A 23,745-nucleotide genomic window follows, 5' to 3' on the forward strand; every position below is an offset into this window, starting at 1 on the left:
ACACGGCAGCGAATCTGCTGCGGGCATGGGCAGCACGGGTGCGCCATAGGTGCATGATGAAGCGCCGCAGGCCGTAACCCGGCCTTCGAGCCGGACAGGCCCCTCCTGCGGCCAGGGTGCCGCAGGGCGGCACTGGAGGCCGACTCTGCCCCGCATTCTTCTTCGACCAGGGATTTCCGTGGATATTACCCAACTTCTCGCATTCAGCGTCAAAAACAAGGCATCCGACCTGCACCTCTCGGCAGGGCTGCCCCCCATGATCCGCGTGCACGGCGACGTCAAGCGCATCAACCTGCCGCCCATGGAGCACAAGGAAGTGCACGCCATGGTGTACGACATCATGAGCGACACGCAGCGCAAGCAGTACGAGGAGGAACTGGAGGTCGACTTCTCGTTCGAGGTGCAGGGGCTGGCACGCTTCCGGGTCAACGCCTTCAACCAGAACCGGGGCGCGGCGGCCGTGTTCCGGACCATTCCGAGCAAGGTGCTGACGCTCGAAGACCTCAACGCCCCCAAGATCTTTGCCGAGCTGGCCATGCGCCCGCGCGGACTGGTGCTGGTCACCGGGCCGACCGGCTCCGGCAAGTCCACGACCCTGGCCGCCATGATCGACTACCTCAACGAGAACGAGCAGGGCCACATCCTCACGGTGGAGGACCCGATCGAATTCGTGCACCAGTCCAAGAAGTGCCTGGTCAACCAGCGCGAGGTCGGCCCCATGACGCACAGCTTCAGCGCCGCCCTGCGCTCGGCCCTGCGGGAAGATCCGGACGCGATTCTGGTGGGGGAAATGCGGGATCTCGAAACCATCCGCCTGGCCATGACCGCCGCCGAAACGGGCCACCTGGTGTTCGGGACCCTGCACACCTCCAGCGCCGCCAAGACGATCGACCGTATCATCGACGTGTTCCCGGCCGAGGAAAAGGAAATGGTGCGGGCCATGCTCTCCGAGTCGCTCGTGGCCGTGATCTCGCAGACCCTGTGCAAGACCAAGGACGGCAGCGGCCGCGTGGCCGCGCACGAGATCATGCTGGGCACCCCTGCCATCCGCAACCTGATCCGCGAGGCCAAGGTCGCCCAGATGTACTCCACCATCCAGACCGGCAACTCCGTGGGCATGCAGACGCTGGACCAGAACCTCACGGAGCTGGTGCGCCGCAACCTCATCTCTCCGGCCGAAGCCCGCAGCAAGGCCAAGATCCCCGAAAACTTCCCCGGCTGACCGGCCCCGCGCCCGTCCGCCCCCGACCAGGAGACTCCCTATGGATCGCGACCAGGCCAGTCAGTTCATCCACGAATTGCTCAAGCTGCTGGTGAGCCGCAACGGCAGCGACCTGTTCATCACGGCCGAATTTCCCCCGGCCATCAAGGTGGACGGCCGCATCAACAAGGTGTCGAGCCAGCCGCTCACGCCGGCCCACACGCTGGCGCTGACGCGCTCGATCATGAACGACCGCCAGATGAGCGAGTTCGAGCGCACCAAGGAATGCAACTTCGCCATCTCGCCCCCGGGCACCGGGCGCTTCCGCGTCAACGCCTTTGTGCAGATGGGCAAGGTGGGCATGGTGCTGCGGGTGATCCCGAGCAAGCTCCCCACCATCGACGACCTGAGGCTGCCCCCCATCCTCAAGGACATCTCCATGACCAAGCGGGGGCTGGTGATCGTGGTCGGCGCCACGGGATCGGGCAAGTCCACCACGCTGGCCGCCATGGTGGACTGGCGCAACGAGAACTCCTACGGACACATCATCACGATCGAGGACCCGGTGGAATTCGTGCACCCGCACAAGAACTGCATCGTCACCCAGCGCGAGGTGGGACTCGACACCGAGGACTGGGAAATCGCCCTCAAGAACACCCTGCGCCAGGCCCCGGACGTGATCCTGATGGGCGAAATCCGCGACCGCGAAACCATGGAACACGCCGTGGCCTTTGCCGAGACCGGACACCTCTGTCTGGCCACGCTGCACGCCAACAGTGCCAACCAGGCGCTCGACCGCATCATCAACTTCTTCCCCGAGGAACGTCGCACGCAGCTGCTCATGGACCTCTCGCTCAACCTCAAGGGCATGGTCTCGCAGCGCCTGCTGCCGCGCGAGAACAGCAAGGGCCGCGTCGCGGTCATCGAAATCCTGCTCAACTCGCCGCTGATCTCCGACCTGATCTTCAAGGGCGAGGTGGGCGAAATCAAGGAAGTCATGCGCCGCAGCCGGGACATCGGCATGCAGACCTTCGACCAGGCCCTGTTCGACGCCTTCGAGGAAGGCACGATCTCCTACCAGGATGCCCTGCGCAACGCCGACTCGCAAAACGACCTGCGCCTGCAGATCAAGCTCAACTCCAAGCGCGCCGCCACCTCCGACCTGGCCGCCGGCACCGAGCACCTCTCGGTCATGTAAGCCGCCTCACCGCCGCCCGGATCCCCGACCTGCCCTGCGGCCCCAGTGGGAAGTGGAAAGAAACGGGAACGGAAGGCCAAAGGGGGAGAGAACCAGCCCAGGTTCCCTCCCCCTTGTTGCGCATGCGCTCAGGCTCAGGCCATCAGATCAGGTGTCCTGGTTCCAGGCCCATTCATTTTTCTGTGGCCACCCCCTCTACGACCTACACGCCCAGATCGAGGCGCTGCTGCAGCAGCATGCGCTCCACGGTGCGCTGGCGCAGCAGATCGGTGCAGGAGGCGGCTGCCGGGGCATCGGCCTCGCGGCGCCGGAACACGAAGGGCTTGCCCGGCAGGGCCGGGTGCGTGCCCACATAGTCCAGCGTGGGCGGCGCCATCAGGGGCAGCATGCCCGCCAGCGACTCGTTGCTGCGCAGATGCGTGGGCCAGCGGTTCTCGATGCCGTTGAAGCACTCGCTGATGAACAGCAGCCCGCCCTCGCCCACATGGCCGGCCACCCCCTCGAAGAACTGGGCCGGATCGGGCACATGCTCGATCACCTCCAGGCACACCACCGCGTCGTAGGCGTGGGTCACCCGGTCGACCACCCGCACCGGCAGCTTGCGGCCCCGGCGCGACGCACGCACGGTGTCGAAATGGCGCGCCGCCACCTCGGCCATGCGGGACTGGTCGTAGTCCACATAGGTCACGGAAAATCCCGCCAGCGCAAACCGCAGCGAGTCGATGCCGATGCCGTCGCCCAGCGCCAGCACGCGGGGGCTGCGCTGGTGCTCGCGCTGCCATTCGTCGAGCGCCGAGACAATGAAGGCCGCCATCTGCAGCCGCCCCGGGTCTTCGCAGGTGGCCGCCAGCTCCACGGCCAGACCCAGCCCGTGCCGGTAGAGCCGGTCCATGCCCGCAGACATGACAAAGGGCACCACATCGAAGCGCCGGAGGTCCTCCGCCACGGCGGTGCCGGGCTGCTGGCGCTCGGCCTCGATGCGGGCCATCACGGCAGCGGCGTCCTGCTTCACCCCTTCGCGCCGCCCCACCTTGGCAATGGCTGCAGCCATGTCCGCCGTATCGAGCGGCAGGTGCAGCACGGGCTTGACCCGCTCCACCAGCGCATCGAGCCGGGGTGAACCGATGGGCACGCGGTGCTCCAGCGCCCCGGTCAGCGTCCGCTCCAGTGCCTCGGCCACGCTCTGGCGGTCGATGCGGGCCGCCAGCGTGTCGTACTGCTGGCAGGCCTGCGCCACCTGATCGGGATAGTGGGCAAACACCTGTTCGAGCGCCCGCACGCAGCCTTCGAGGTCATCCACGTCATACAGCAGGGAAGACGGCAGCAGCCCCTGCGGCCCGCCCGAGCGCGACGCCACCACCGGAATGCCCCGCCGGAGCGACTCGGGCACGGTCAGCCCGTAGGGCTCGGTCGTGGCACACACCAGCGTGACCGTGCGGGTGGCGATGTTGATCGCATACGGATCGGGATGATGGTCGAACACCCGCACCGGCACCCCGCGCTTCTGGATCATGCGCCCCAGCCGGCCGTCGGCACTGTGGGCCGAACCGATGATGTCCACACGCACCGGCACCCCCCGCAGCGCCAGCGCCTTGGCCACATCCAGCGCAAAGACGGCATGCTTGCGATGCGAGCGCGTGCCGATCACCTGAATCACGTTCTCGCCCGCATCGTCGAAGGCGCGCGGCTCCACGGCCTGGGTGTAATCGAAGGGTTCGAGCACGCGCAGCGGCGCCTGCAGCGCCTCTGGGAACTGCCCGGCCACGAAGTCCGAGCACGCAATGATCCCGCTGGAAGACTCGCCCACCATCGCCAGATACGACGCCCGCGACAGCGCCACCGGCATCAGCTCCTCGTCCTGCAGATATTCATGCACGTAGTGCAGGTGCGGAATGCCCAGATACCGCGCGATCCACGCTCCGTGCAGAATCGCCAGCGTGTTGGACAGGGCCAGATCGTAGGCCCCCTCGCGCAGCACGCGCACGATGTCGGCCAGATCGAGCCGCGCATAGTGCAGCAGCGCCCCCGAGACATCCGGCAGGGCAAAGGGCACCGGCAGGTGGTAGCAGCGATGGCCGCGCTCCGTGTAGTAGGCCGCCTCGCCCCGCTCCAGATCGGGCAGGATGATGTCCACCTCATGGCGCTCGGCCAGCATCGCCACCAGATGGCGCAAGGCATGTTCGGCCCCTCCGGGCCCCCCGCTGTGGGCAAATACGATGATCTTCAAGGCTGCTCCTGTCCTGTCGCGCACAGGGCCACACGGCCCCATGCACCCCCGATTGTCCATCAGCGCCCAGCCCTTCCCGCCGTGCATGCACACCGGGGCGGGAATAGGTCACGGAGGGAAGTGAAGAAGGGCAGAGGGAAGACAGCACCATCATGGAGACCGCCTCTCCTCTTGAGAATCGACTTCTCCACCGAACCAAGCCTTTGCTGCCGAGCGCATGGCCTGCGAAAGTCACACGCCCGCCCACGGCAGCACTGGCTTTTTACGCCTGATGAAACACCAGATCCTCGACTGGCTGGCCGCCTACGAGGTGCTGGGTGATGATGCGGTCCATGTTTTCGGGGGTGACGTTGTAGTACCAGGTGCCGTCGGGCTGGACGCAGACGACGGGGCCGCCCTTGCAGGCGGCGAAGCAGCTTACGCGGGTGCGCTTGACGCGGAGGTCGCCCTGGTCGAGGCCGGCGGCCTTGAACTTGGCGCCAAGGGCGTCGAAGAGCTGCTGCGATTCGCCGTGCTGGGTGCAGCGTGGGCCGGTGCACACGAGCAGGTGGCGGCGGTAGGCGCCGATGCGCGGCTTGACGACGCCTTCGGCCGGTGTCTGCGGGTCAGCAGTGCAGACGGCCGTTTCGGTGCAGGGTGCCGCGACAGGGGCGGAGTCTGCTGCCGGGCAGGCGCAGGAGAGCTGCGGGGTCTGCTGCTCGCTCATGCTTCGGTCTCCCCGGCAGCGGTGTCGTCGCTCTCGGGCTGCAGGGGGTCCTGCAGGGTGATGCGGATGTAGTCGGCCGGCAGGCGGTACTGGTGGGCGAGCTGGTCGATGGTGGTGCCTGCGGCGTGGGCGGCCTGGAGGGTGTCGAGCCAGCCGTGGAGGCCGGTGGACAGCGAGCGGCCGGCTTTTTCGCCTTCGTGGGCGGTGCCATCGCCGGCGACGTCGTACTTGTTGGCATACCCACGTGGGGTGACCATGAGGCCGTCGCGCACGAAGGTGTTGCTGTTGCCGATGAGCACGGTGCTGAGCATGCCGATGTCGTGTTCGGCCATCTGCGCGAGGGTGGTGAACTGGATGGACTGGCGGCGGCGGTAGGCGCTCTTGACGATGGCCACGGGGGTGTCGGGGCTGCGGTGGCGCAGGAACAGGCGCTGGGCTTCCTGGATCTGGCGCGTGCGGCGGCCGCTCTTGGGGTTGTAGAGCGCGGTGACGAAGTCGGCGGCGGCGGCGGCGTCCAGCCGGCGGGCGATGACGGGCCAGGGGGTGAGCAGGTCGGAGAGCGAGATGGCGCAGAAGTCGTGCGTGAGGGGGGCGCCGACGAGCGCGGCGCAGCTGTTGAGGGCGGAGGCACCGGGGACGATTTCGACCTCGACATCGCCCTCGGGTGTCCAGCCGGCCTGGAAGAGCACTTCGTAGGTGGGGCCGGCCATGCCGTAGACGCCGGCGTCGCCGGAGGAGATGAGGGCAACTTTCTTGCCGGCGCGGGCGGCTTCGAGCGCGCTGACGGCGCGGTCGAGTTCCTCGGTCATGGACTTGCGGATGATTTCCTTGCCTTCGACGAGGTCGGCCACGAGCTTGATGTAGGTGACGTAGCCGATGACCACGTCGGCCTCGGCGATGGCTTCGCGGGCACGGGCGGTCATGTGGTCGACGCTGCCCGGGCCGATGCCGACGAGCGCAATGCGGCCCACGGCGGCGGGGGCGGAAGGGGAAGGAGTGAGGACGGTATCGGTCATGAAAGGTCTGCAGGGAAAGGGAAAAGGGCCATGGAGACGGTGGCGTTGCGGCCGTCGGCTCCGCGGAGTTTGTGTTTCTCGATGACGAGGGCGGCGGGCGGCGCGGGGTGTGTGCCGCCTCCGGCGGCCAGCAGGGCGGCGGCTTCGCTCACCGAAGGGGTGCCGGTGTACTTGCGCACGGTTTCGCTCGGGTGGGGCACGGGCACGGCAGCCAGCTCGGCCGGGGCATGGAAATGGATCTGCCAGCCCTGCTCGGCCGCGAGGGCGAGCAGCCCGGGCTCGTCGGCCTTGAGGGTGATGCTGGCCACGGCGGCAATGTCCGACCAGTCACGCCCCAGCTGCGCGAGCGCCTCGGACACGGCCTGCCGCAGGGTGGCGACGGGGGTGCCCCGGTCGCAGCCGAGTCCCAGCGCGAGCCGGGGCAGGTCTGCGGCGGGGGGGCGGGAGGTGCCTGGTGTGCTGGAGGGTGCTGCACTCATGCGGCGGGCTCTTCCTGCGGAGGGCGGTACACCACCAGCCGCTCGGCCCACTGCTGCCAGAGGGGGTTGTTAACGGGGCGGTGGGTGATCCAGAGCACGGCGGCGTGGCGGGCGGGGTCCACGTCCTCGAACCGGGTGAGGCGCTCGATGTTGGCCGGCAGGGGCGTGGGGCGGGTCCACCAGTGGGGGCTGCCGGCTTCCTGCACCACGGCGATGGGCTCGCCGTTGACCACGTGGGCCGAGACGCGGGTGATGTTGATCTTGGGGGCTTCGACACGCCAGCCCAGGTGCCGGCCCAGGATGTCGACCGGGATGGTGCGGCCCACGTCCGAGGCGGTGGTCAGCACGGGCGCCGCGCCGAGCAGGTCGGCCACGCGCTCGCTCCAGGCGTTGGCTCCGCCGACATGGCCGGAGAGCACGGGGATCACGTACTGGCCCGCATCGTCGACCACGATGATGCCGGGATCGACGTCCTTGCTCACGAGGTGGGGCGCGATGAGGCGCACCACGGCGCCGAGCGAGACGAAGAAGACGATCTGGTCGTAGTGGGCAAAGAGGGGCGCGATTTCATCCCGCAGGGCGCCTTCGTAGATGCGCTGGGGCTGCGGCAGGCTGGCCCATTCGGCGGCGAACTTGGCCGAGGTGCACAGCGTGGGCGGCGGCAGCTCTTCGGGCCAGCGGCTGGTCAGGGTGCGGGCCTGCGTCACGCCGTGGCGGGTGATGGCAACGATGCACACACGCGTGGCTTCGGGCGGGGTGGCGGGTGCGCTGGTGACGACGGTGGTGTCTTGGCTCATGCGGCGTTCTCTTCGTCCGTAGGGGCTGTAGGGGTGGAAATGGAGGGAAAAATGGCGGAGGCGGAGGGAGCTGCGTCGGGGCCGGCCTTGCGCAGGCAGCCCTTGATGCGTTCGCCACGCACGCGGTGCGGATGGCGCACGATGAGCAGCGAGAGGTAGTTCACCCGGGTGCCGCGCAGCGCGCGCAGGGCGGTGCCGCTCACGCGGCGTTCGTCCTCGGCACCGACGCGCTCGATGAAGTGCGCACCTTCGAGCAGCTGGCGTGCTTCCAGCCAGTCGATGAGCTCGTCGAGGATGGGCTTGATCTTCATGAGCACGAGCGTGTCGAAATCCGGCAGCAGGCGGTCGACGGCGCTCACGCCGTAGGCAGCGGGCACGATGGCCACGGTGTCGTCCTGCTCGGCGAAGGGCACGCCCGCATCGGCGCAGGCAGCGGTGAAGGAATTGACGCCGGCGATGATCTCCACCTGCACGCGCGCATCGAGCCCCTGCACGGTGCGGGCCAGATGGCCGAAGGTGGCGTAGGTGCTGGCATCGCCCTCGACGAGGAAAAGCACGTCCAGCCCCGCTGCGAGCCAGGGCAGCACGGTGTCGGCGGCCTTGAGCCAGGCGCGTGCGAGCTTTTCGCCGTCGTGCGTCATGGGAAACAGCAGCAGGCCGTGGGTGTCGGGGGGCGTCAGGCCGGCGCGGGTGACGATGTCGAGCGCATAGCTCGGCGTCTTGCCGCTGCGGGCCGGGTACACCCAGGCGCAGTCGCGGCGCTGGAGCGCCGCCCAGGCAGCGCGGGTGATGAGGCCCGGATCGCCCGGGCCGAGCGACACGCCGATGAGCCGGCCCAGGGGCTGGCCGGCAGTGCGGGCAGGCAGCGCCGGAGCTGCTGCGGAAGAAGGCGGTGTGGAGAGGGTCATGTCTGGGATTCCTCGCGGGAGGCGCACACGATCCAGACCGGGTTTTCGGCGGCCATGCGGTGCATGTGAAGGATGGGACGGCTGCGGGCGGCCTGCAGCTGGAGCACGTCCCACTGAAGGGCGGGATCGGTGTCGGCGGCTGCGGCCAGGGCGGCCGTGGCGGTGGCGAGGTTTTCGAGGGTGACGAAGTTCATCACCAGATGGCCGCCGGTGCGCAGCCGGCCCAGGATGAGGCCGATGAGTCCCGCCAGCTCTCCGCCCGAACCGCCGATGAACACGGCGTCGGGGTCGGGCCAGGCGTCGAGCCCTTCGGGGGCACGGCCATGAAAGAGGCTGTAGTTGCTCACTCCGAAGGCGGCATGGTTGCGGCCCGCGATGGCGTGGTCGCCCTCGTTCTTCTCGATGGCGTATACGTGCCCGGCCGTGCACAAACGGGCGGCTTCGAGGCCGACCGAGCCGCTGCCGGCGCCGATGTCCCAGACGGTGCTGTCGCGCCGCAGCTGCAGCCGCGCGAGCGACACGGCCCGCACCTCCTGCTTGGTGATGAGGCCCTTGTCGGGCTGCCGCTGGTGGAAGGCGCCATCGGGCAGCCCCAGCAGCACGGGATCGGGACGTGGCTGCAGGCGCCACAGCACCACCACGTTGAGCGGGGCAAAGGTGCCGGAGGCCGCTTCCTGCACGGTGAGCTGTGCATGCACGCGCTCGCCGGGCTGGAGCAGGTTCTCGGCCACGGCCATGGCAAAGGCGTCGCCCAGCCCCTCGGCCAGCAGCAGGCGGGCAATGCGGGCGGGCGTGTTGTCGGGGCTGGTGAGCACCAGCAGCCGGTCGTGGGCACGCAGCGCCTGCGCCAGCGCATAGAGGCCGTGGCTGGGCGGAGCGCCTGTCTGCCACTCGCCCGCGTCGCGCGCATGCACGGAGACGATGCGGGCATCCTGCCAGGCCAGCCCGAGGCGGGCACACGCGAGCTGCAGGGTGCTGAGGTTGGGCAGGATCTCCAGCGCCTCGATGCACAGGCGGCTTGCCAGATACGGCGCGATGCCGTGGCAGAGCGGATCGCCGGTGGCCAGCACCACGCAGCGCTGGTGGCGCTCGCGGGCTTCGCGGATCCATTCGGGCACCTGCGCCAGGTGCCCGGTCAGGTCGCGCCGCACACAGTCGGCTCGCAGCTCCGGCCCGAACAGGGCCAGCGTGCGGGCGCCGCCGATGACCACATCGGCCGTGCGCAGGTGCGCGAGCGCCGTGGCGCCCAGGCTGGCCACGCCGTCATCGAGCACGCCGATGACGCGGCAGCGGTTGGGATCGGGAGAGGAGGAGGAAACAGAGGAATCAGAAGAATCGGTCATGGACTGCAGAAGAACAGAGGATCAGAAGGAAGAGCCGGCTGGCGCACGCCGCACGGGATCGCGGCTCATCGGGAAAGGGGAGGAACTGGAGGGGGCGTGGCACCCGCATCGGCATCGCCATCAGCGCCCACCTGCTCCAGCAGCTGGCGCACCACGCGCGGCACGCCCACAGCCGCCCGCTCGGCCACAACGTGCACGCCGGACAGGCCCGGCGCCGGATGGGGGTCGATGAGGTACACGGGGGCATGGGCGGGCGCATGGTGCACCAGCCCTGCAGCCGGGTAGACCTTGAGCGAGGTGCCGACCACCAGCACCACATCGGCCGCCTCGACCTGGGCCACGGCCTCGGGCATGAGGGGCACTTCCTCGCCAAACCACACGATGTGCGGCCGCAGCGGCGCGCCCCAGGGGTCGCGCTGGTCGGGGGTCTGGTCCTCGTGCCAGGCGATGCGCCAGTCGGGCCGCGCGGTGCTGCGCAGCTGGGTGAGCTCGCCGTGCAGGTGCAGCACATGGCGGCTGCCTGCGCGCTCGTGCAGGTCGTCCACGTTCTGGGTGACGATGCGCACCTCGTACCCTGCTTCCAGCGCCACCAGCGCCTCGTGGGCGGCGTTGGGCCGCACTGCGCGCAGCTGGCGCCGGCGGACGTTGTAGAAGTCGATCACGCGCTGCGGGTGGGCTGCAAAGGCCTCGGGCGTGGCCACGTCCTCGACGCGGTGTCCCTCCCACAGGCCGCCCGCACCCCGGAAGGTCTGCAGGCCGCTGTCGGCGCTGATGCCTGCGCCCGTGAGCACGACGCAAAGGGGCTTGTGCACAGGATTCATGCGCCACCCTTCATGAGATCGTCCATTTCCTGCACGGACCAGCAGGAAGTCTGCCCTGCCTCGAGCGCCAGCAGGGCGCGCTTGCGCTCCACGCCGCCGGTGTAGCCGGCCAGGCGCCCATCGCTCGCGATGATGCGGTGGCAGGGCACCACGATGGCGAGCGGGTTGCGCCCGTTGGCCATGGCCACGGCCCGCACGGCGCCGGGCTGCCCGAGCGCGTGGGCCTCGTCGGCATAGCTGCGCGTGTGGCCGTAGGGCACGGCCCGCAGCACCTGCCAGACGGCGAGCTGGAACGGGGTGCCGTAGGGCACGAGGGCAAGATCGAACTCCCGGCGCGTGCCGTCGAAATACGCGGTGAGCTGGGCCACGAGCGCCTGCAGGTGGGCCCGGGCCTCGCGGACCTCGAACTCCTCTCCCGCCGCGGCTGCGGGCTGCTCCATGCCGTGATGGGCCCGCACGGCCTCGCGCGCAAGCCGGAAGCCCCGCGCCTCGGCACGGTCGGCATAGTCGAGCAGATGCACGCCCTGCGCACTGCACAGGGCCAGCATGTCGCCAAGGGGGGTGAAGAAGGTCTGGGCCAGCAGAGTCATGGGAGCCTCACTCGGTGTCGAAGTCGGCGCTGTGCGTGTGGCCGATGCCGGTGCGCCCCGCCGTGGCGGGCAGCGCATGCGGATCGGGCGGTGCCGACCACACGTCGGCCACCTTGTGCCCCGCGAAGTCGCACACCAGCACCCGCAGCTGAAAGGCGTGGCCGTAGCGCGCGGGGGCGGTGAGCGTGTCGATGGCGGCCTGCGCGAGCGCCCGGTGGAACGCATCGCCCAGCCCGCGCTCGACCATCAGCTCGGCACCGAAGCGGGCCGTTTCCGCGCCCGCGATGGCGGCACAGTCGGCCTCGCTGGCGCCGATGTCGCGGGCGATGCGCGCCACGAGATCGGTGTCGACCACGTTGCGGTTGGCATGGGTGATGGTTTCGCCCTGCGCGATCTTGGTGAGCTTGCCCACCATGACGCCCAGCACCACGAGCGGGATGCCCTGCGCCACCGCCTCGTCGAGCGCATAGCGCAGGAAGTCGCCCATCTGCACGAAGCAGGCCGCCGGCAGGCCGGGATGGTCACGGCGCAGCTCGGCCATGACGAAGGTCTCGGTGCGCCCGCCGGTGGTGAGCGCCACCAGATCGTGCTCCACCGTGGCAGCCACCTGCACGCCCTGCACCACGCTGGCCCGCCAGGCGCTGGTGGAATAGGGCTTGACGATGCCGGTGGTGCCCAGAATGCTGATGCCGCCCAGAATGCCGAGGCGGGCATTGGTGGTCTTGCGGGCCATCTCCTCCCCGCCCGGCACGCTGATGGTGACCTCGAATCCGTGCGTGGCGAGCAGCCCGGCTGCCACCTCGCGCAGGTTGTCGGCGATGTTCTGGCGCGGCACGGGGTTGATGGCCGGGCCGCCCACCTCCAGGCCCAGTCCGGGCAGCGTCACGGTGCCCACGCCGGGGCCGTTGCGGTACACGATGTCCCCGGGCTGGCCGGGCAGCAGCCGCAGGTCCACGGTGAGGTGGGCGCGGTCGGTGCAGTCGGGGTCGTCGCCGGCGAACTTCTCGATGTAGGCATGGGCGGCGCGCGCGTCGCCCTCTCCCTCCACATGTCCGTCCCCCACGGCAAAGGTCACGTGGTCGCCGTTGGGCAGCACGCTGGTGACCTGCGCAGGCACGGTGCCCTCGATCAGGCCGATGGCGCAGGCACGGGCCGCCGCGGCCGAGCAGGCCCCGGTGGTGAAGCCGGTGCGGGTTCCACGGGCTGGTGCTTTGTCCATGCTGGTGCTCCCCTGGCTCAGGCGGCCTCGGCCTGCTTCTGGCGTGCCTCGGCCACCGCCAGCAGCGCGTGCAGGGTGGCCACCACCAGAGTGGAGCCGCCCTTGCGGCCGTCGATGACGATCCAGGGCACGTCCTGCACGCCGGCCATGAGCGCCTTGCTCTCGGCGGCCGACACGAAGCCCACCGGCATGCCGATGACCAGCGCGGGGCGGGCGCCCTCCTCCCGGATCAGGCGCTCGATCTCGATGAGCGCGGTGGGGGCATTGCCGATGGCGACGATCGCCCTGTCCAGCAGCCCCAGCCGGTGCGCCTTGCGCATGGCCTGCACGGCGCGGGTGGTGTCTTCGGCGCGGGCCTGGGCGATCACGTCGTCGTCGCTGATGAAGTGGTGCGTGGTCATGCCGAAGTGGCGCAGGCGGGGGGCCGACAGGCCCACGCAGATCATCTCCACATCGGCCACGACGGGCGTGCCGCCGCCCAGAATGGCCTGCAGCGCGGCATCGACCGCAGCCGGATGGAAGCGCGTGAGGCCATTGAAGTCGAAATCGGCATTGGCGTGGATCATGCGGCGCACCACGGGCCACTGGTCGGCCGTGTAGGCGTGGGGGCCAGCCTCGCGGTCGATGATGGCAAAGCTGTCGTGCTCGATGGCCTGCCCGGCGCGGGTGAGCTGTTCGGTGATGGTGTTGACGGTGCTCATGGTCGGATCACTCGGAAAAAGAGAAAACGGAAGGCCGGCACCCCGGGGTGCGCGGCAGATCGGCAGGCGTGCGCCCTGCCCTCAGGCCGGATGCGCCGGGTGCACCGGCTGGCCGGGTTCCGGCGTGCGGTGGGTGCAGTGGCGGGCCGCATCGTTGCCGTCGTCGGCGGGTAGCGGGGCAGCGCCGTGCGCGTGGTCGTGATCGTGGTCATGACCGTGCCCCTCGGAACCATGGGCGTGTGCGTGATCATGCCCGTGTGCATGGTCATGGTCATGGTCATGGTCATGACCGTGTGCGTGCTCATGGCTGTGGTCATGGGCATGATCGGGACCGTGATCGTGGTCGGCGCCATGGTCATGGCTGTGGGGGGCGTACAGATGGTGGTCGTGCCGCACCGTGGCATGGGGCGCGCCGCGCTGCCAGCGGTCCACGCGCTCGTCGAGCAATGCAAAAATCTCGGGCTCGAAGCCGAAGTACGACGCATGGGCAAAGCGCACGCCGGGGTACTGCCGGGCCAGATGCCCCATCTGCCGGTCGATGCGCTCCATGAGCGTGCCGGTGAACAGGTAGTACGGCAGCACGACGACCTGCGTCATGCCCAGCGTCACTTGCCGCTGCACCACGCGCTCCAGTCGGGGGTGGGTGATGCCCGTGAAGGCGATGTCCACCAGCTCGTGGTCGCTCTCCTCCCACAGCCAGCGGGCCATCTTGGCCACCTCGCCGTTGGCCTTGCGGTCGCTGGAGCCGCGCCCCAGCAGCACCACGCCCGTGCTGCGCGGATCGGGCACATCGAGGCGGTGCATGGCATGCCGGAGCTTGCGCCGCAGCACGGTCAGGATCGGCTCGCCCGCTCCCAGATGCGGAGCCTGGTCGAAGCGCACGCCGGCATGGCGCTGGCTGGCGGCCTCGATGGCGCGTGGAATGTCGCCCTTGACGTGCCCGGCCGCGTTCAGGATGAGCGGCAGCACCAGCACGCGGCCGGTGCCGGCACGGGCTGCGCGCGCGGCGCGGTCCAGCCCCTCGTCGAGCAGCACATCGGCAAACTCGATGAAGCCGACCTCGATGTGCCAGCCCGGATGCCGCTCGCGCCAGCGGGCCGCGAACTGTTCGATTTCGTCGTTGCCGCCCGCAGCGCGCGAGCCGTGACCGACCAGGAGAAGAGTGTCTTGCATGGAGTCAGGTTCCGGAATGTTCCGTGGGCGGAACAGAAGCGGCAGAGGATGCCGCAGAAATTGCAGGTGCGGACTCGGCAGGGGGCGCGTCGTGCCCCGCAGCGGCCGGAGCCGGGGATGCCGGCGTGCTCGCGCGCCGGAAGCGGTGCGTGAAGCCCGGATCGTAGAGCTTGGAGCGGGCCAGCGTCTCCCACTGGCTCGCGCCCAGAGTGGGACTCGCCACGATCATGGCCTGGCTCACGATGCCCGCCTCGCGGCAGCGCTGCCGGATGTCGGCCAGCGTGCCGCGCACGACCTTTTCCTGCCCGGGCCAGCTCGCCTTGTGCACCACCAGCATGGGGCTGTCATCTGCCCAGCCGGCCGCGCGCAGGCCGGCTTCGACCTTGTGCAGCAGCGTGATCGACAGGAACAGGCACAGCGTGGTGTGGTGTGCGGCCAGCGCGGCCAGGTCCTCGCCCTCGGGCATGGGCGTGCGCCCCTCCACGCGGGTGAGAATCACGGTCTGCGTCACCTCCGGCAGGGTCATGGACTCGCCCGCCGCCGCCATCGAGGCCATGGCCGAGGACACCCCCGGCACCACGGCCCAGGCCACCCCCGCCGCATCGAGCGGGCGCGTCATCTCGATGAGCGCGCCGTACAGTCCCGGATCGCCGGTCTGCAGCCGCACCACCGTGTCGTGCTGGCGGGCGCGGGTGATGAGCCAGTCGGTCATCTCCTCCAGCGTCATGTCCTTGGAATCGCGAATCTCGCAGCCCGGGGGGGTGTAGCGGGTGGCCGCCTGGTCCACCAGCGACCCGGCATAGAGCACGGCACCGGCCCGCTCCAGCAGACCGCGTCCCTTGACGGTGAGCAGTTCGGGGTCTCCGGGACCGGCCCCCACGAACCAGACTTGCGCTTGCGCGGCATCCATCATGCCGGGCCTCCTTGTGGTTGAGAATGAAGAAAGAATGCATCGGGCAGTGCCTGCACCACCCCGAGCAGGGCCGCCATGCTGCGCACCGACGGTGCCGCCGGCAGCAGCCCCCGCCTCGCCAGCGCCGCCTGCCACTGCGCTGCCTGGGGCAGCGGCTGGCCTGCGGCCTGCAGGGCCTCGGCATGGTGCGGCAGCTCCGCCGCCGGCACCGAGGCCACGCAGCGCCCTGCCCGCAGCAGGTGGATCGCGTCGGCCCAGCCATAGGCAAAATCCACGTCGTGGGTCGAGAGCAGCACCGTCATGCCGTCCGCCACCAGCCCGTCGAGCAGCGCCGCGAGCTCCTGCTGCATGCCGGCATCGAGCCCGGCCATGGGCTCATCGAGCAGCAGCAGCCGGGGCCGCATGGCCAGCACGCCGGCAATGCACACCCGCTTCTTCTGCCCGAAGCTGAGCTGGTGCACCGGCTTGCGCGCCAGCGCCGTCATGCCCACGGCCTCCAGCGCCTCGGCCACCCGGGCGCGCACGGTGGGTTCGTCGAGCCCCAGATTGAGCGGCCCGAACGACACATCCTCGATGACCGAGGCCGAGAACAGCTGGCGATCCGGATTCTGGAACACCATGCCCACCTCGCGCCGCAGCGCATGCAGCCCCCGGCGGCCATAGTCGAGCGGCGTGCCGTGCACGCGCACCTCCCCCGACGCCGGCCGCAGCAGGCCATTGCAGTGCTGCAGCAGCGTGGTCTTGCCCGCGCCGTTGGCACCCAGCAGCGCATTGCGCGTGCCGGAGGCAATGGCCAGGGTGCAGCCATCGAGCCCGGCGCTCCCGTCGGGATAGCGGTAGGACACGTCCTGCGCCTCCAGCAGCAGATTTCCCTCCGCCGCCGTCATGCGAGACCTCCGCGCAGGGCCACCATGCCCGCCAGCAGCGCCGCCCCGGCACAGCCCGCCACGCGCAGATCGCGCCGGGCATGGGCATAGTCGGGTGCCAGAAAATCCAGCGGGCCGTCGCCATTGCGCGCGCTCGCCGCTGCCTGCAGCGCCAGGGCGCGGCTCCAGATCTGCGCGGCCAGATTGGCCGCCAGCAGCGCCAGCGACCGCACCGAGCGCCGGAAAGGCCCATAGCCCAGCCGCGCCGCCTGCGCCGTGACGCCGTCGTCCCACGCCTCCATGAACACGAACACCATGCGGTAGCACAGCACCATCACATCGACCAGCACCTCGGGCACCCGCAGCCGGCGCGCCAGCCCGATCAGGTCACTCAGCGGCGTGGTCAGCACCAGCCCCACCATGGCCGCCAGCGCCGCCATGGCCCGCGTGCCCGTCAGGGCAGCCTCGGGCCAGCCGGCCGCATGCCAGTGCACCTCCGGCCACCCGCCTGCCGAAGGCGCCACCGCCACCAGCAGCGTCGCGCACGACAGCACCACAAAGCTGCCCGCCGGTGCCACCACCCGCGCATACAGCCGCGCCGGCACCCGCGCGCCACCCAGCGTCACCGCCGCCAGCAGCGCCGCCAGCAGCAGCTCGGCCTTCCAGTCCGGCGCGACAAAGGCCGCCGCCAGGCCACAGCCCGCAAACAGGGCCTTGGCCCCCGGTGTCACATCGCGCCAGCGATTGGCATAGGCAGCCTGCTCAATCCACACGGGCCACTCCGGCGGGGCCCGCAGCAGCAGAGATACGCTCCTGATGGGCGGGCTGCTCCGGCGCATGGCCGGCTGCCTCCCGCTCGCGGCGCTGGCGCTCGCGTTCGCGCTGGCGCGTCACCGACGCCCCGAGCCAGTAGCCGATCACCCCCGCCCCAATGGCCGCCTGCAGCGCAAACAGCATCGAGGCGATTTCGGGCCCGGGCTCCATCAGGGGCGCAAACCACGGGCGGTAGTGCGGTGCAATCACCGTGATGGCGTCGCGGGCTGCATCGTCCGACCCGCCAAAAAGCGCCTGCGCCTTGCCGTCCGGCCCCAGCGCCGGCGTGCGCACGAACAGGAGCGGCGCCACAGTCAGCACCACAACGCATGCCGCAATGATCCAGAATTGCCGCTTCATGCCCGCACCTCCTGCCCTGCATACAGCGGCAGACCGCGCAGATCCTCGCCCTGCAGGCGCGTCATGGCCTGCACCACCAGCACCGTCAGCAGCCCCTCGCTGATCGCCAGCGGAATCTGCGTCACGGCAAAGATGCCGCCGAACTTGAGCATCGAGCCCGCCACCCCGCTGATCGCATCGGGAAACGCCAGCGCCAGCTGCAGCGAGGTCACCACATATGTCACCAGATCAGCGAGCGTCGCCGCCAGAAACACATTCACGCTCAGCGGCAGGCGCAGCACGCGCCCGGTGCGGAACACCGCCGCCGCCATGAGCGGCCCGGCAATGCCCATCGAGAACAGATTGGCCCCCAGCGTCGTCAGCCCCCCATGCGCCAGCAGAAGCGCCTGGAACAGCAGCACCACAAAGCTCACCGGCACCATCGCCAGCGGCCCGAACAGCAGGGCGCCCAGCCCCACTCCCGTGGGATGCGAACAGCTGCCCGTGACCGAGGGCAGCTTCATGGCCGAGAGCAGAAAGGAAAACGCCGCCGACACCCCCAGCAGCATGCGCCGCTCCGGGTGATCGCGCAGACTGCGGCGCGCCGACCAGATGCCCGCTGCCAGAAACGGCGCCGAAGCCGCCGTCCATGCCACCGCGTGCTTGAGTGGCAGAAAACCTTCCATGATGTGCATTCGAAACCTCCCGTCGAACCGTGTGATGTGAAAGACACGAGCGCACCACGGCAACAGGAAGATGGGCAGGGAAAGTCTGGGCAGGCCGGCACGGCAGCCGCGCCCCGCCGTTTCCGCAGAGAGGAAACACAGAGGCGCACGCCAACGCGCGGCAGCAGACTCCCAGATCCCCCGGGGAATGGTGCTGGCTCGTCGCGGGCCGGTATTCTGGCTTGCCCTCTTCCTAGTCCGCGCCTTCCCGCGTCGGAGGACGCAGTGGCGTGAGGCGGAGTCGTCAGGCTTACAGCAGCGGGGGCTGCGCCGGAATGGCCACTAGCTGCATGGCGTCACCGGCTTCCCGTTTAACGCAGGCGCCAGACCCAAAGCCCGGCAACCCACGCACCCGTGCCGCCATTATAGGAACGGAGGTGCGTGCTGGGGAGGGGGAGCGGCAGCTGTGGACCGGATCACCCAGCCCCAGGGTCATTGAACCGCACCGAGTTTGAACTACCCCCCAGAAGTTGGATGAACTTCGAGGGGCCCCATGGAGAAGTACGAAACAAGGTTCAAGCTCAAGGTCGTCGAGAGCTTTCTGGTTGGAGAAGGCGGCGCAAAGCTGCTTGCCCGGCGCTGGTCAGTGCCGGAGGAGAAGATTCGGACCTGGGTCAGTCACTACCGTCTGCACGGTATCGCCGCCCTGCAGCCCAAACGCGGCGCCTACTCTGCAGAGTTCAAGCTACAGTGCTGATGCATCAAGATCGTGAACGTCTCTCGTGTCGGCGGGTTGCAGATGAACCGCGAAGGCATCGTGGTAGCGCGCTGCACGGTCGAGCGACTGATGCGTGCCATGGGCTTGCAAGGGGCGCGGCGCGGCACACGAGTGCGCACCACCACTCCGGACACCTCGGCGCCGTGCCCGCTGGACCACGTCAATCGGCACTTCCATGCCAGCCGTCCCAACGAGCTGTGGGTGTCGGACTTCACCTACGTCTCGACCTGGCAGGGCTGGCTGTATGTGGCTTTCGTTGTGGACGTGTACGCCCGGCGCATCGTGGGCTGGCGGGTCAGCCGCAGCATGCAGGCAGACTTTGTGCTCGACGCCCTGGAGCAGGCCCTGTACGACCGCCAGCCCTCAGCGCAGCCTTGACGCACCACTCCGACAGGGGCAGTCCATACGTTTCTATCCGCTACACCGAACGTCTGGACGAGGCCGACATACGCCCCTCGGTGGGCAGCAAGGGGGACTCCTATGACAACGCCCTGGCCGAGACCATCAACGGTCTGTACAAGGCCGAGGTGATTCACCGCCGGTGCCCCTGGAAGAACAGGGAATCCGTGGAACTGGCCACCCTGCAGTGGGTGCACTGGTTCAACCACGTCCGACTGCTCACGTCGATCGGAGGCATTCCTCCGGCAGAAGCTGAGGCAAACTACTGGAGGCAACTCGCCAACAGCAATACCTCGACAGAGGTATCAACTTAGACCAATCGGCCTCCTCGAATCCCGGGGTGGCTCATCGCATCTTTTCTTTCCTACCAGCCGGAAATAAATATGAGCAAACTTGACTACCTTTTAAAGTATGTCAGAACTGGCACCGCAGAAGGCGACCGGTCATTTCTTGGAGAGATATTTATCGTGCCGAGTCAATTTACGCAGCTATGCGCAATTGAACCAGGTGGAATGCGAGTTCTTGTGGGAAACAAAGGCATCGGGAAAAGTGCTGTTGTCGAGTGGATCGACAAGGTGGCTAAAGCAAAAAAACTGCCATGCCTACTGATTCGGCCCGACAATATCTCCTCTAAGGAGATTCCATCATCGCCTGATATCGGCTCATTGAAGCGCTATTACTACGAAGTGTTGCTACGGACAATGGGAGCGCAGATTGGCGCGCAACTGAAGGGCATGCTGAAGGGGGACGCCGCAAAACTTCACAACGAAGCACGCCAACAAGGACTTGCGGAAGATGACTTCATTCAAAAGTCGCTACAGCTCATCTCTGCAGTGTCTTTACCTGCCTCAAAAATAAACGGAGCACAGCTAGCAAAGGAACTTGCGGGAACCAACTCTGCACACGATTTGATCAGAGCAATCAACTCACAGTTGCTTTCATCAAGCAATGTTTTCTACCTGCTTATCGATGACACCGATCAGTTAGCCGCCCCAGACCAACCTGCTCATCTAAACAGAATTTGGGCACTTTTGTTGGCCGTCAGACGGCTAACTGGGGAATGCAGTGCAGTAAGAGCAATTATAAATAAGTTTGCGATCGAGCGTCTGGACGCGCCTCACCAGCGAGAGTCAGGGGCAAAGAGATCAGACTGATCACATGCGTGGCTTGGTGATCCCACTTTTGGCAGATGACAAGCTTATGCAGAGCATTGTCAGAAAACGATTGGAACGAGCCGCCAGAGACGCTGGTCAAACAAAAATAGACCCTTACACCATCTTTTTCAGCGACACAACCATGACGCTGCCGACAAGTGACGAGCGACGCTCTTGGGATTCATTCATATCGAAATCAGCTCGTGAGCGCCCAAGGGATGCCATTCAACTTGTCAAGAACATGGTTGATGCAGCCAAACAAGGAAACGCGCCCTTGATCGGCAGTAGAGAGGCCGAGAACGCAATGAAAATCTATTCTTCGGAGCGGGTAGATGACGTTGTAAATGAGTTCTCTCTCGATTGCAAGAACATCCGAGAGATCATCAACACATTCGCTGATCTTGACTTTGAGTCTGACTTTGAAAAGCTTCGCAGGCACCTTCTCACGGTGCCGAGCATCGCCTCGCTACAAATACGTGGAGCGCAGCTTCGACCAGATGTTGTTGATGATGCCATTTCTATCCTTCGGCTCTTGCACGAGACTGGATTTTTAAATCCACGGGTCGCTGACACTTCAAAGCCACGCGGGTTTCGCCACATCCTTTTTCACGAAGATTCCAACTTTGTCAAGTTGGCGAACTGGAACTCTATGCAAGGTGCACGATGGGAGGTTCATCCGGCTTTCCGAACTTATCTTCTTGGTGTTAAGCAAGCTCAACTGGCAAAGCTTCCCCCCACTAGGCCGAACGGCACCTCAAATGCCTAGGGAAGGTCTGCAAAACCTCTCTGCCTGCGGCCCGATATGAGACAGTCATGGCATGAAGGGCGGTCTCCAATCCGAAGTGCAACACTGCCCCGCCCCCCCACCGGCATAGAATGCCCCCATTCCGCCCTGTTCCGTGGGCTGGTGGCGGGCCGGGGGCCTGCGGGGCGCACGGGAGGGGGTGCTTTTGTGTTCTGTCTTTGTTGCTGGGATCATGACTACTCCTTACGCTGCTTTTCCTGCTGGTCGTCCGCGCCGTCTGCGTGTGGATGACGCTACCCGCCGCATGGTGCGCGAGCACCATGTGAGTGCCGATGACTTCATCCTGCCGGTGTTCGTGCACGAGGGCACGCAGCGGCGCGAGGCGGTGGGGTCGATGCCGGGGGTGGAGCGGCTGTCGATCGACCTGCTGCTGCGGGTGGCCGAGCAGTGCGTGGAGCTGGGCATTCCGTGCATCGACCTGTTCCCTGCCATCGATCCGTCGCTCAAGGACCCGGAGGGGCGGGAGGCGCTCAATCCCGAGGGGCTGATTCCGCGCACGATCGCGGCGATCAAGCAGGAGTTTCCGGAGCTGGCCGTGATGACGGATGTGGCGCTCGACCCCTACACCAGCCACGGGCAGGACGGGGTGCTCGACGACAGCGGCTACATCCTCAACGACATCACGGTGGAGCTGCTCACGCGCATGTCGGTGCTGCACGCACAGGCGGGGGCCGACATCATTTCGCCGAGCGACATGATGGACGGGCGCATCGGGTCGATCCGTGCCGCGTTCGAGCGCGAGGAGCTGGTGAATGCGCGCCTGATGGCCTACAGCGCCAAGTATGCGAGCGCGTTCTACGGCCCGTTCCGCGACGCGGTGGGCAGCGCCTCCAATCTGGGCAAGAGCAACAAGAAGGTCTACCAGATGGACCCGGCCAACAGCGACGAGGCGCTGCGCGAGGTGGCGCTCGACATTGCCGAAGGGGCCGACATGGTGATGGTCAAGCCGGGGCTGCCGTATCTGGACATCGTGCGGCGGGTGAAGGAGACTTTCCACGTCCCCACCTTCGTCTACCAGGTGAGCGGCGAATACGCGATGCTCAAGGCGGCGGCGCAGAACGGCTGGATCGACCACGACGCGGTGATGATGGAGAGCCTGCTGGCGTTCAAGCGCGCAGGGGCCGATGGCATTCTGACCTACAGCGCGCTGGAAGCGGCGCAGTGGCTGCGCACGCACGGCCGCTGAGGCCGGGCGGTTTTCGTTTTCGCACCGTTCGCCGGTACACCTGCCCCTGCTGCCTGCCATGCAGATCGTCGAATTCACGGCCGATACCCTGCGCTTTGCCGACGCGGTGCCTGCGGCGCTGCCGGCAGAGGGCTTTGTGTGGCTGATTCTGGACCGCGAGGAGCTGCCTGCCCTGCTGCCGATGGTGCAGCAGACGGCACAGCACCTGGGCGGGTCGCAGCTGTTCGATCTGCACTGCCGCGATCTGGCGTATGCGGCCCATCCGTCGAACTACGATTACACCTCGGTGTATGACCTGATCATCTTCCGCCGTCTGGCCACCAAGGGCGAGATGCGCGGCAGCGCCGAGGACCGGGAGCTGCAGGACCTGACGGCAGTCCCCTCCTCCGCGAGCGCGGCCCGGGGCGGAAGCCCCAAAGGCGAGGAGGCCCGCGAAGGGGGCCGCGCCTCGCTGGCGACGTTCCGCCGCATCCGGTCGATGGCGGTGGGGTTTGCGGTGTTCGACCGGCTGCTCATCAGCGTGCACCCGCTGCACTGCCACTCGGCACACGAGTACATCGACCGCTACCTGGCCGATGCGCAGCTGAGTGTGGACAGCGGCGGCGCGTCTGCGGCTGCATCTGCATCCACCCCCACGGGGGTGCGCAGCCGCCTGCCGTTCAGCCCGGCCGATCTGGTGCTGCGCATGATCAACACCATGGTGGACAGCTACCTCGACGTGCGGCGCGAGCTGACGCAGCAGCTCGACCACTGGCAGGAGGCGCTGCTCAAGACGACGAGCCAGTTCACCGACTGGAGCACCCTGCTGATGGCGCGCAACCAGCTGCACATGCTCGAAGACCTGTGCGACGAGCAGCACGATGCCATGCAGGAGTGGCTCGACAGCCTGCGCGAGCAGCCGCTGGCGGCCGGGGCGACCAAGGAGGCGCGGCGCCTGGCGCAGCTGCAGCACGACCAGCTCATTGCCCGCGCGCGGGACATCATCGAGCACATCCAGCGCGTGGTGCACCACGTGCAGCGGCTGGAGCAGTCGGCCGAGACGGCGGTGCAGATTCACTTCAGCGTGCAGAGCAACCGCACCAACGACATCATGAAGGTGCTCACGACGCTCACGGCCATCTTTCTGCCACTGAACCTGATTGCCGGGGTGTTCGGCATGAACTTCAAGAACATGCCGGCGCTCGACTGGCAGGACGGCTTCTGGATCACCCTGGGGGCGATGGCGCTCATCACGGTGGCGCTGAGCCTGTGGTTCTGGCGCAAGCGCTTTCTGGACCGGGTGTAGGGCAGGCCCTGCCACGGATCACTGCAGGTTCACCGCCGCCGCATCACCACAGGGGCGCGGTGATGCGGAGGGGGCAGGCCCGTGCACGGCACTGCTTTCGGCACTGTGCCCGGGTTGTGCTGCGGCTCCACGGCTGCAGCAGTGCGGTGCGGCATGGCTGCGG

The 23,745-nt window shown here is 67.7% G+C and carries 24 protein-coding genes, 1 pseudogene and 1 riboswitch; of the genes and pseudogenes, 8 read left to right on the forward strand and 17 right to left on the reverse strand.

From position 1 onward, the window contains the following. Positions 1-178: 178 nt before the first annotated feature. Together ACE3P9_RS04525 and ACE3P9_RS04530 are read left to right on the forward strand one after the other, a co-directional pair. Positions 179-1,222 carry a type IV pilus twitching motility protein PilT gene (locus ACE3P9_RS04525; protein ID WP_374492076.1) on the forward strand — a complete coding sequence of 348 codons (1,044 nt, stop codon included), beginning with the start codon at positions 179-181 and terminating at the stop codon, positions 1,220-1,222. 40 nt (positions 1,223-1,262) lie between these two features. Further along, complete coding sequence (locus ACE3P9_RS04530; RefSeq protein ID WP_374492077.1) at positions 1,263-2,399, forward strand: PilT/PilU family type 4a pilus ATPase; 1,137 nt, start codon at positions 1,263-1,265, stop codon at positions 2,397-2,399. A 202-nt stretch (positions 2,400-2,601) separates the two neighbouring features. On the opposite strand, the gene ACE3P9_RS04535 is transcribed toward ACE3P9_RS04530, so the two are convergent. The 17 genes from ACE3P9_RS04535 to ACE3P9_RS04615 form a co-directional block, all read right to left on the reverse strand. Next, positions 2,602-4,626, reverse strand: a complete 2,025-nt coding sequence (locus tag ACE3P9_RS04535) for a methyltransferase domain-containing protein (RefSeq protein ID WP_374492078.1) — start codon at positions 4,624-4,626, stop codon at positions 2,602-2,604. 262 nt (positions 4,627-4,888) lie between these two features. Continuing rightward, positions 4,889-5,194 carry a ferredoxin gene (locus ACE3P9_RS04540; RefSeq protein ID WP_374492150.1) on the reverse strand — a complete coding sequence of 102 codons (306 nt, stop codon included), beginning with the start codon at positions 5,192-5,194 and terminating at the stop codon, positions 4,889-4,891. A 134-nt stretch (positions 5,195-5,328) separates the two neighbouring features. After that, the gene (gene cobJ / locus ACE3P9_RS04545) at positions 5,329-6,348 is read right to left on the reverse strand and encodes a precorrin-3B C(17)-methyltransferase (protein ID WP_374492079.1); all 1,020 of its coding nucleotides are present in this window, start codon (positions 6,346-6,348) and stop codon (positions 5,329-5,331) included. Then, positions 6,345-6,827, reverse strand: coding sequence for a cobalamin biosynthesis protein (locus tag ACE3P9_RS04550; protein WP_374492080.1), 483 nt, complete (start codon positions 6,825-6,827; stop codon positions 6,345-6,347). Before ACE3P9_RS04550 ends, cobJ begins: the two co-directional genes overlap by 4 nt. Next, complete coding sequence (locus tag ACE3P9_RS04555) at positions 6,824-7,624, reverse strand: cobalamin biosynthesis central domain-containing protein (protein WP_374492081.1); 801 nt, start codon at positions 7,622-7,624, stop codon at positions 6,824-6,826. The genes ACE3P9_RS04550 and ACE3P9_RS04555 overlap by 4 nt, the downstream gene beginning before the upstream one ends. Continuing rightward, positions 7,621-8,532 carry a precorrin-2 C(20)-methyltransferase gene (gene cobI / locus ACE3P9_RS04560; protein WP_374492082.1) on the reverse strand — a complete coding sequence of 304 codons (912 nt, stop codon included), beginning with the start codon at positions 8,530-8,532 and terminating at the stop codon, positions 7,621-7,623. The genes ACE3P9_RS04555 and cobI overlap by 4 nt, the downstream gene beginning before the upstream one ends. Next, positions 8,529-9,875 carry a precorrin-6y C5,15-methyltransferase (decarboxylating) subunit CbiE gene (gene cbiE / locus ACE3P9_RS04565; protein ID WP_374492084.1) on the reverse strand — a complete coding sequence of 449 codons (1,347 nt, stop codon included), beginning with the start codon at positions 9,873-9,875 and terminating at the stop codon, positions 8,529-8,531. The genes cobI and cbiE overlap by 4 nt, the downstream gene beginning before the upstream one ends. Positions 9,876-9,940: 65 nt before the next feature. Continuing rightward, complete coding sequence (locus ACE3P9_RS04570; protein ID WP_374492085.1) at positions 9,941-10,696, reverse strand: NAD-dependent deacetylase; 756 nt, start codon at positions 10,694-10,696, stop codon at positions 9,941-9,943. Continuing rightward, positions 10,693-11,286 (reverse strand): methylated-DNA--[protein]-cysteine S-methyltransferase, encoded by a 594-nt coding sequence (locus ACE3P9_RS04575; RefSeq protein ID WP_374492086.1) that lies wholly within the window; start codon positions 11,284-11,286, stop codon positions 10,693-10,695. The genes ACE3P9_RS04570 and ACE3P9_RS04575 overlap by 4 nt, the downstream gene beginning before the upstream one ends. Positions 11,287-11,293: 7 nt before the next feature. Then, positions 11,294-12,505, reverse strand: a complete 1,212-nt coding sequence (locus ACE3P9_RS04580; RefSeq protein WP_374492087.1) for a cobalt-precorrin-5B (C(1))-methyltransferase — start codon at positions 12,503-12,505, stop codon at positions 11,294-11,296. 17 nt (positions 12,506-12,522) lie between these two features. After that, positions 12,523-13,206, reverse strand: a complete 684-nt coding sequence (locus tag ACE3P9_RS04585; RefSeq protein ID WP_374492088.1) for a precorrin-8X methylmutase — start codon at positions 13,204-13,206, stop codon at positions 12,523-12,525. An 81-nt stretch (positions 13,207-13,287) separates the two neighbouring features. Further along, on the reverse strand, positions 13,288-14,379 hold the full coding sequence (locus ACE3P9_RS04590) for a CbiX/SirB N-terminal domain-containing protein (protein ID WP_374492089.1): 1,092 nt from the start codon (positions 14,377-14,379) through the stop codon (positions 13,288-13,290). 4 nt (positions 14,380-14,383) lie between these two features. Further along, on the reverse strand, positions 14,384-15,292 hold the full coding sequence (gene cobM / locus ACE3P9_RS04595; RefSeq protein WP_374492090.1) for a precorrin-4 C(11)-methyltransferase: 909 nt from the start codon (positions 15,290-15,292) through the stop codon (positions 14,384-14,386). Further along, positions 15,289-16,179, reverse strand: coding sequence for an energy-coupling factor ABC transporter ATP-binding protein (locus tag ACE3P9_RS04600; protein WP_374492091.1), 891 nt, complete (start codon positions 16,177-16,179; stop codon positions 15,289-15,291). The genes cobM and ACE3P9_RS04600 overlap by 4 nt, the downstream gene beginning before the upstream one ends. Then, positions 16,176-16,931, reverse strand: a complete 756-nt coding sequence (locus ACE3P9_RS04605) for an energy-coupling factor transporter transmembrane protein EcfT (RefSeq protein ID WP_374492092.1) — start codon at positions 16,929-16,931, stop codon at positions 16,176-16,178. Before ACE3P9_RS04605 ends, ACE3P9_RS04600 begins: the two co-directional genes overlap by 4 nt. Next, on the reverse strand, positions 16,921-17,331 hold the full coding sequence (locus ACE3P9_RS04610; protein ID WP_374492093.1) for an energy-coupling factor ABC transporter substrate-binding protein: 411 nt from the start codon (positions 17,329-17,331) through the stop codon (positions 16,921-16,923). Before ACE3P9_RS04610 ends, ACE3P9_RS04605 begins: the two co-directional genes overlap by 11 nt. Next, entirely contained in the window at positions 17,328-17,996 is a 669-nt protein-coding gene (locus ACE3P9_RS04615; protein WP_374492094.1) for an energy-coupling factor ABC transporter permease, read from the reverse strand. Before ACE3P9_RS04615 ends, ACE3P9_RS04610 begins: the two co-directional genes overlap by 4 nt. Positions 17,997-18,184: 188 nt before the next feature. Next, positions 18,185-18,406, reverse strand: a riboswitch (cobalamin riboswitch). 122 nt (positions 18,407-18,528) lie between these two features. Here ACE3P9_RS04615 and ACE3P9_RS04620 point away from each other — a divergent pair. The 6 genes and pseudogenes from ACE3P9_RS04620 to ACE3P9_RS04645 all read left to right on the forward strand — a co-directional run bounded on the left by ACE3P9_RS04620 (position 18,529) and on the right by ACE3P9_RS04645 (position 23,582). After that, positions 18,529-18,732, forward strand: coding sequence for a helix-turn-helix domain-containing protein (locus tag ACE3P9_RS04620; RefSeq protein WP_374492095.1), 204 nt, complete (start codon positions 18,529-18,531; stop codon positions 18,730-18,732). Positions 18,733-18,771: 39 nt separating this feature from the next. After that, positions 18,772-19,466, forward strand: a pseudogene (locus tag ACE3P9_RS04625) (IS3 family transposase); the annotation flags it as partial. A gap of 69 nt (positions 19,467-19,535) precedes the next feature. Beyond that, a complete protein-coding gene (locus ACE3P9_RS04630; RefSeq protein ID WP_374492096.1) occupies positions 19,536-20,306 on the forward strand; it encodes a P-loop ATPase, Sll1717 family in 771 nt (256 codons plus the stop codon). Next, on the forward strand, positions 20,245-21,072 hold the full coding sequence (locus ACE3P9_RS04635) for a P-loop ATPase, Sll1717 family (protein WP_374492097.1): 828 nt from the start codon (positions 20,245-20,247) through the stop codon (positions 21,070-21,072). Before ACE3P9_RS04630 ends, ACE3P9_RS04635 begins: the two co-directional genes overlap by 62 nt. A gap of 211 nt (positions 21,073-21,283) precedes the next feature. Next, entirely contained in the window at positions 21,284-22,297 is a 1,014-nt protein-coding gene (hemB, locus tag ACE3P9_RS04640) for a porphobilinogen synthase (RefSeq protein ID WP_374492098.1), read from the forward strand. 58 nt (positions 22,298-22,355) lie between these two features. Continuing rightward, a complete protein-coding gene (locus tag ACE3P9_RS04645; RefSeq protein ID WP_374492100.1) occupies positions 22,356-23,582 on the forward strand; it encodes a magnesium transporter CorA family protein in 1,227 nt (408 codons plus the stop codon). Positions 23,583-23,745: the final 163 nt, after the last annotated feature.

Source organism: Allobrachymonas sp., from assembly GCF_041912815.1.
GTDB lineage: Bacteria > Pseudomonadota > Gammaproteobacteria > Burkholderiales > Burkholderiaceae_C > Brachymonas.

Excerpts from the sequence above, each read along its gene's own strand:
- ACE3P9_RS04620 (WP_374492095.1), top strand. The coding sequence starts at position 18,529 with ATGGAGAAGTACGAAACAAGGTTCAAGCTCAAGGTCGTCGAGAGCTTT.
- ACE3P9_RS04530 (WP_374492077.1), top strand. The coding sequence starts at position 1,263 with ATGGATCGCGACCAGGCCAGTCAGTTCATCCACGAATTGCTCAAGCTG.
- ACE3P9_RS04580 (WP_374492087.1), bottom strand. The coding sequence starts at position 12,505 with ATGGACAAAGCACCAGCCCGTGGAACCCGCACCGGCTTCACCACCGGG.
- ACE3P9_RS04550 (WP_374492080.1), bottom strand. The coding sequence starts at position 6,827 with ATGAGTGCAGCACCCTCCAGCACACCAGGCACCTCCCGCCCCCCCGCC.
- ACE3P9_RS04630 (WP_374492096.1), top strand. The coding sequence starts at position 19,536 with ATGAGCAAACTTGACTACCTTTTAAAGTATGTCAGAACTGGCACCGCA.
- ACE3P9_RS04610 (WP_374492093.1), bottom strand. The coding sequence starts at position 17,331 with ATGAAGCGGCAATTCTGGATCATTGCGGCATGCGTTGTGGTGCTGACT.
- ACE3P9_RS04570 (WP_374492085.1), bottom strand. The coding sequence starts at position 10,696 with ATGAATCCTGTGCACAAGCCCCTTTGCGTCGTGCTCACGGGCGCAGGC.
- cbiE (WP_374492084.1), bottom strand. The coding sequence starts at position 9,875 with ATGACCGATTCTTCTGATTCCTCTGTTTCCTCCTCCTCTCCCGATCCC.
- ACE3P9_RS04600 (WP_374492091.1), bottom strand. The coding sequence starts at position 16,179 with ATGACGGCGGCGGAGGGAAATCTGCTGCTGGAGGCGCAGGACGTGTCC.
- hemB (WP_374492098.1), top strand. The coding sequence starts at position 21,284 with ATGACTACTCCTTACGCTGCTTTTCCTGCTGGTCGTCCGCGCCGTCTG.
- ACE3P9_RS04645 (WP_374492100.1), top strand. The coding sequence starts at position 22,356 with ATGCAGATCGTCGAATTCACGGCCGATACCCTGCGCTTTGCCGACGCG.
- ACE3P9_RS04590 (WP_374492089.1), bottom strand. The coding sequence starts at position 14,379 with ATGCAAGACACTCTTCTCCTGGTCGGTCACGGCTCGCGCGCTGCGGGC.
- ACE3P9_RS04555 (WP_374492081.1), bottom strand. The coding sequence starts at position 7,624 with ATGAGCCAAGACACCACCGTCGTCACCAGCGCACCCGCCACCCCGCCC.
- ACE3P9_RS04615 (WP_374492094.1), bottom strand. The coding sequence starts at position 17,996 with ATGGAAGGTTTTCTGCCACTCAAGCACGCGGTGGCATGGACGGCGGCT.
- cobJ (WP_374492079.1), bottom strand. The coding sequence starts at position 6,348 with ATGACCGATACCGTCCTCACTCCTTCCCCTTCCGCCCCCGCCGCCGTG.
- cobI (WP_374492082.1), bottom strand. The coding sequence starts at position 8,532 with ATGACCCTCTCCACACCGCCTTCTTCCGCAGCAGCTCCGGCGCTGCCT.
- ACE3P9_RS04585 (WP_374492088.1), bottom strand. The coding sequence starts at position 13,206 with ATGAGCACCGTCAACACCATCACCGAACAGCTCACCCGCGCCGGGCAG.
- cobM (WP_374492090.1), bottom strand. The coding sequence starts at position 15,292 with ATGATGGATGCCGCGCAAGCGCAAGTCTGGTTCGTGGGGGCCGGTCCC.
- ACE3P9_RS04575 (WP_374492086.1), bottom strand. The coding sequence starts at position 11,286 with ATGACTCTGCTGGCCCAGACCTTCTTCACCCCCCTTGGCGACATGCTG.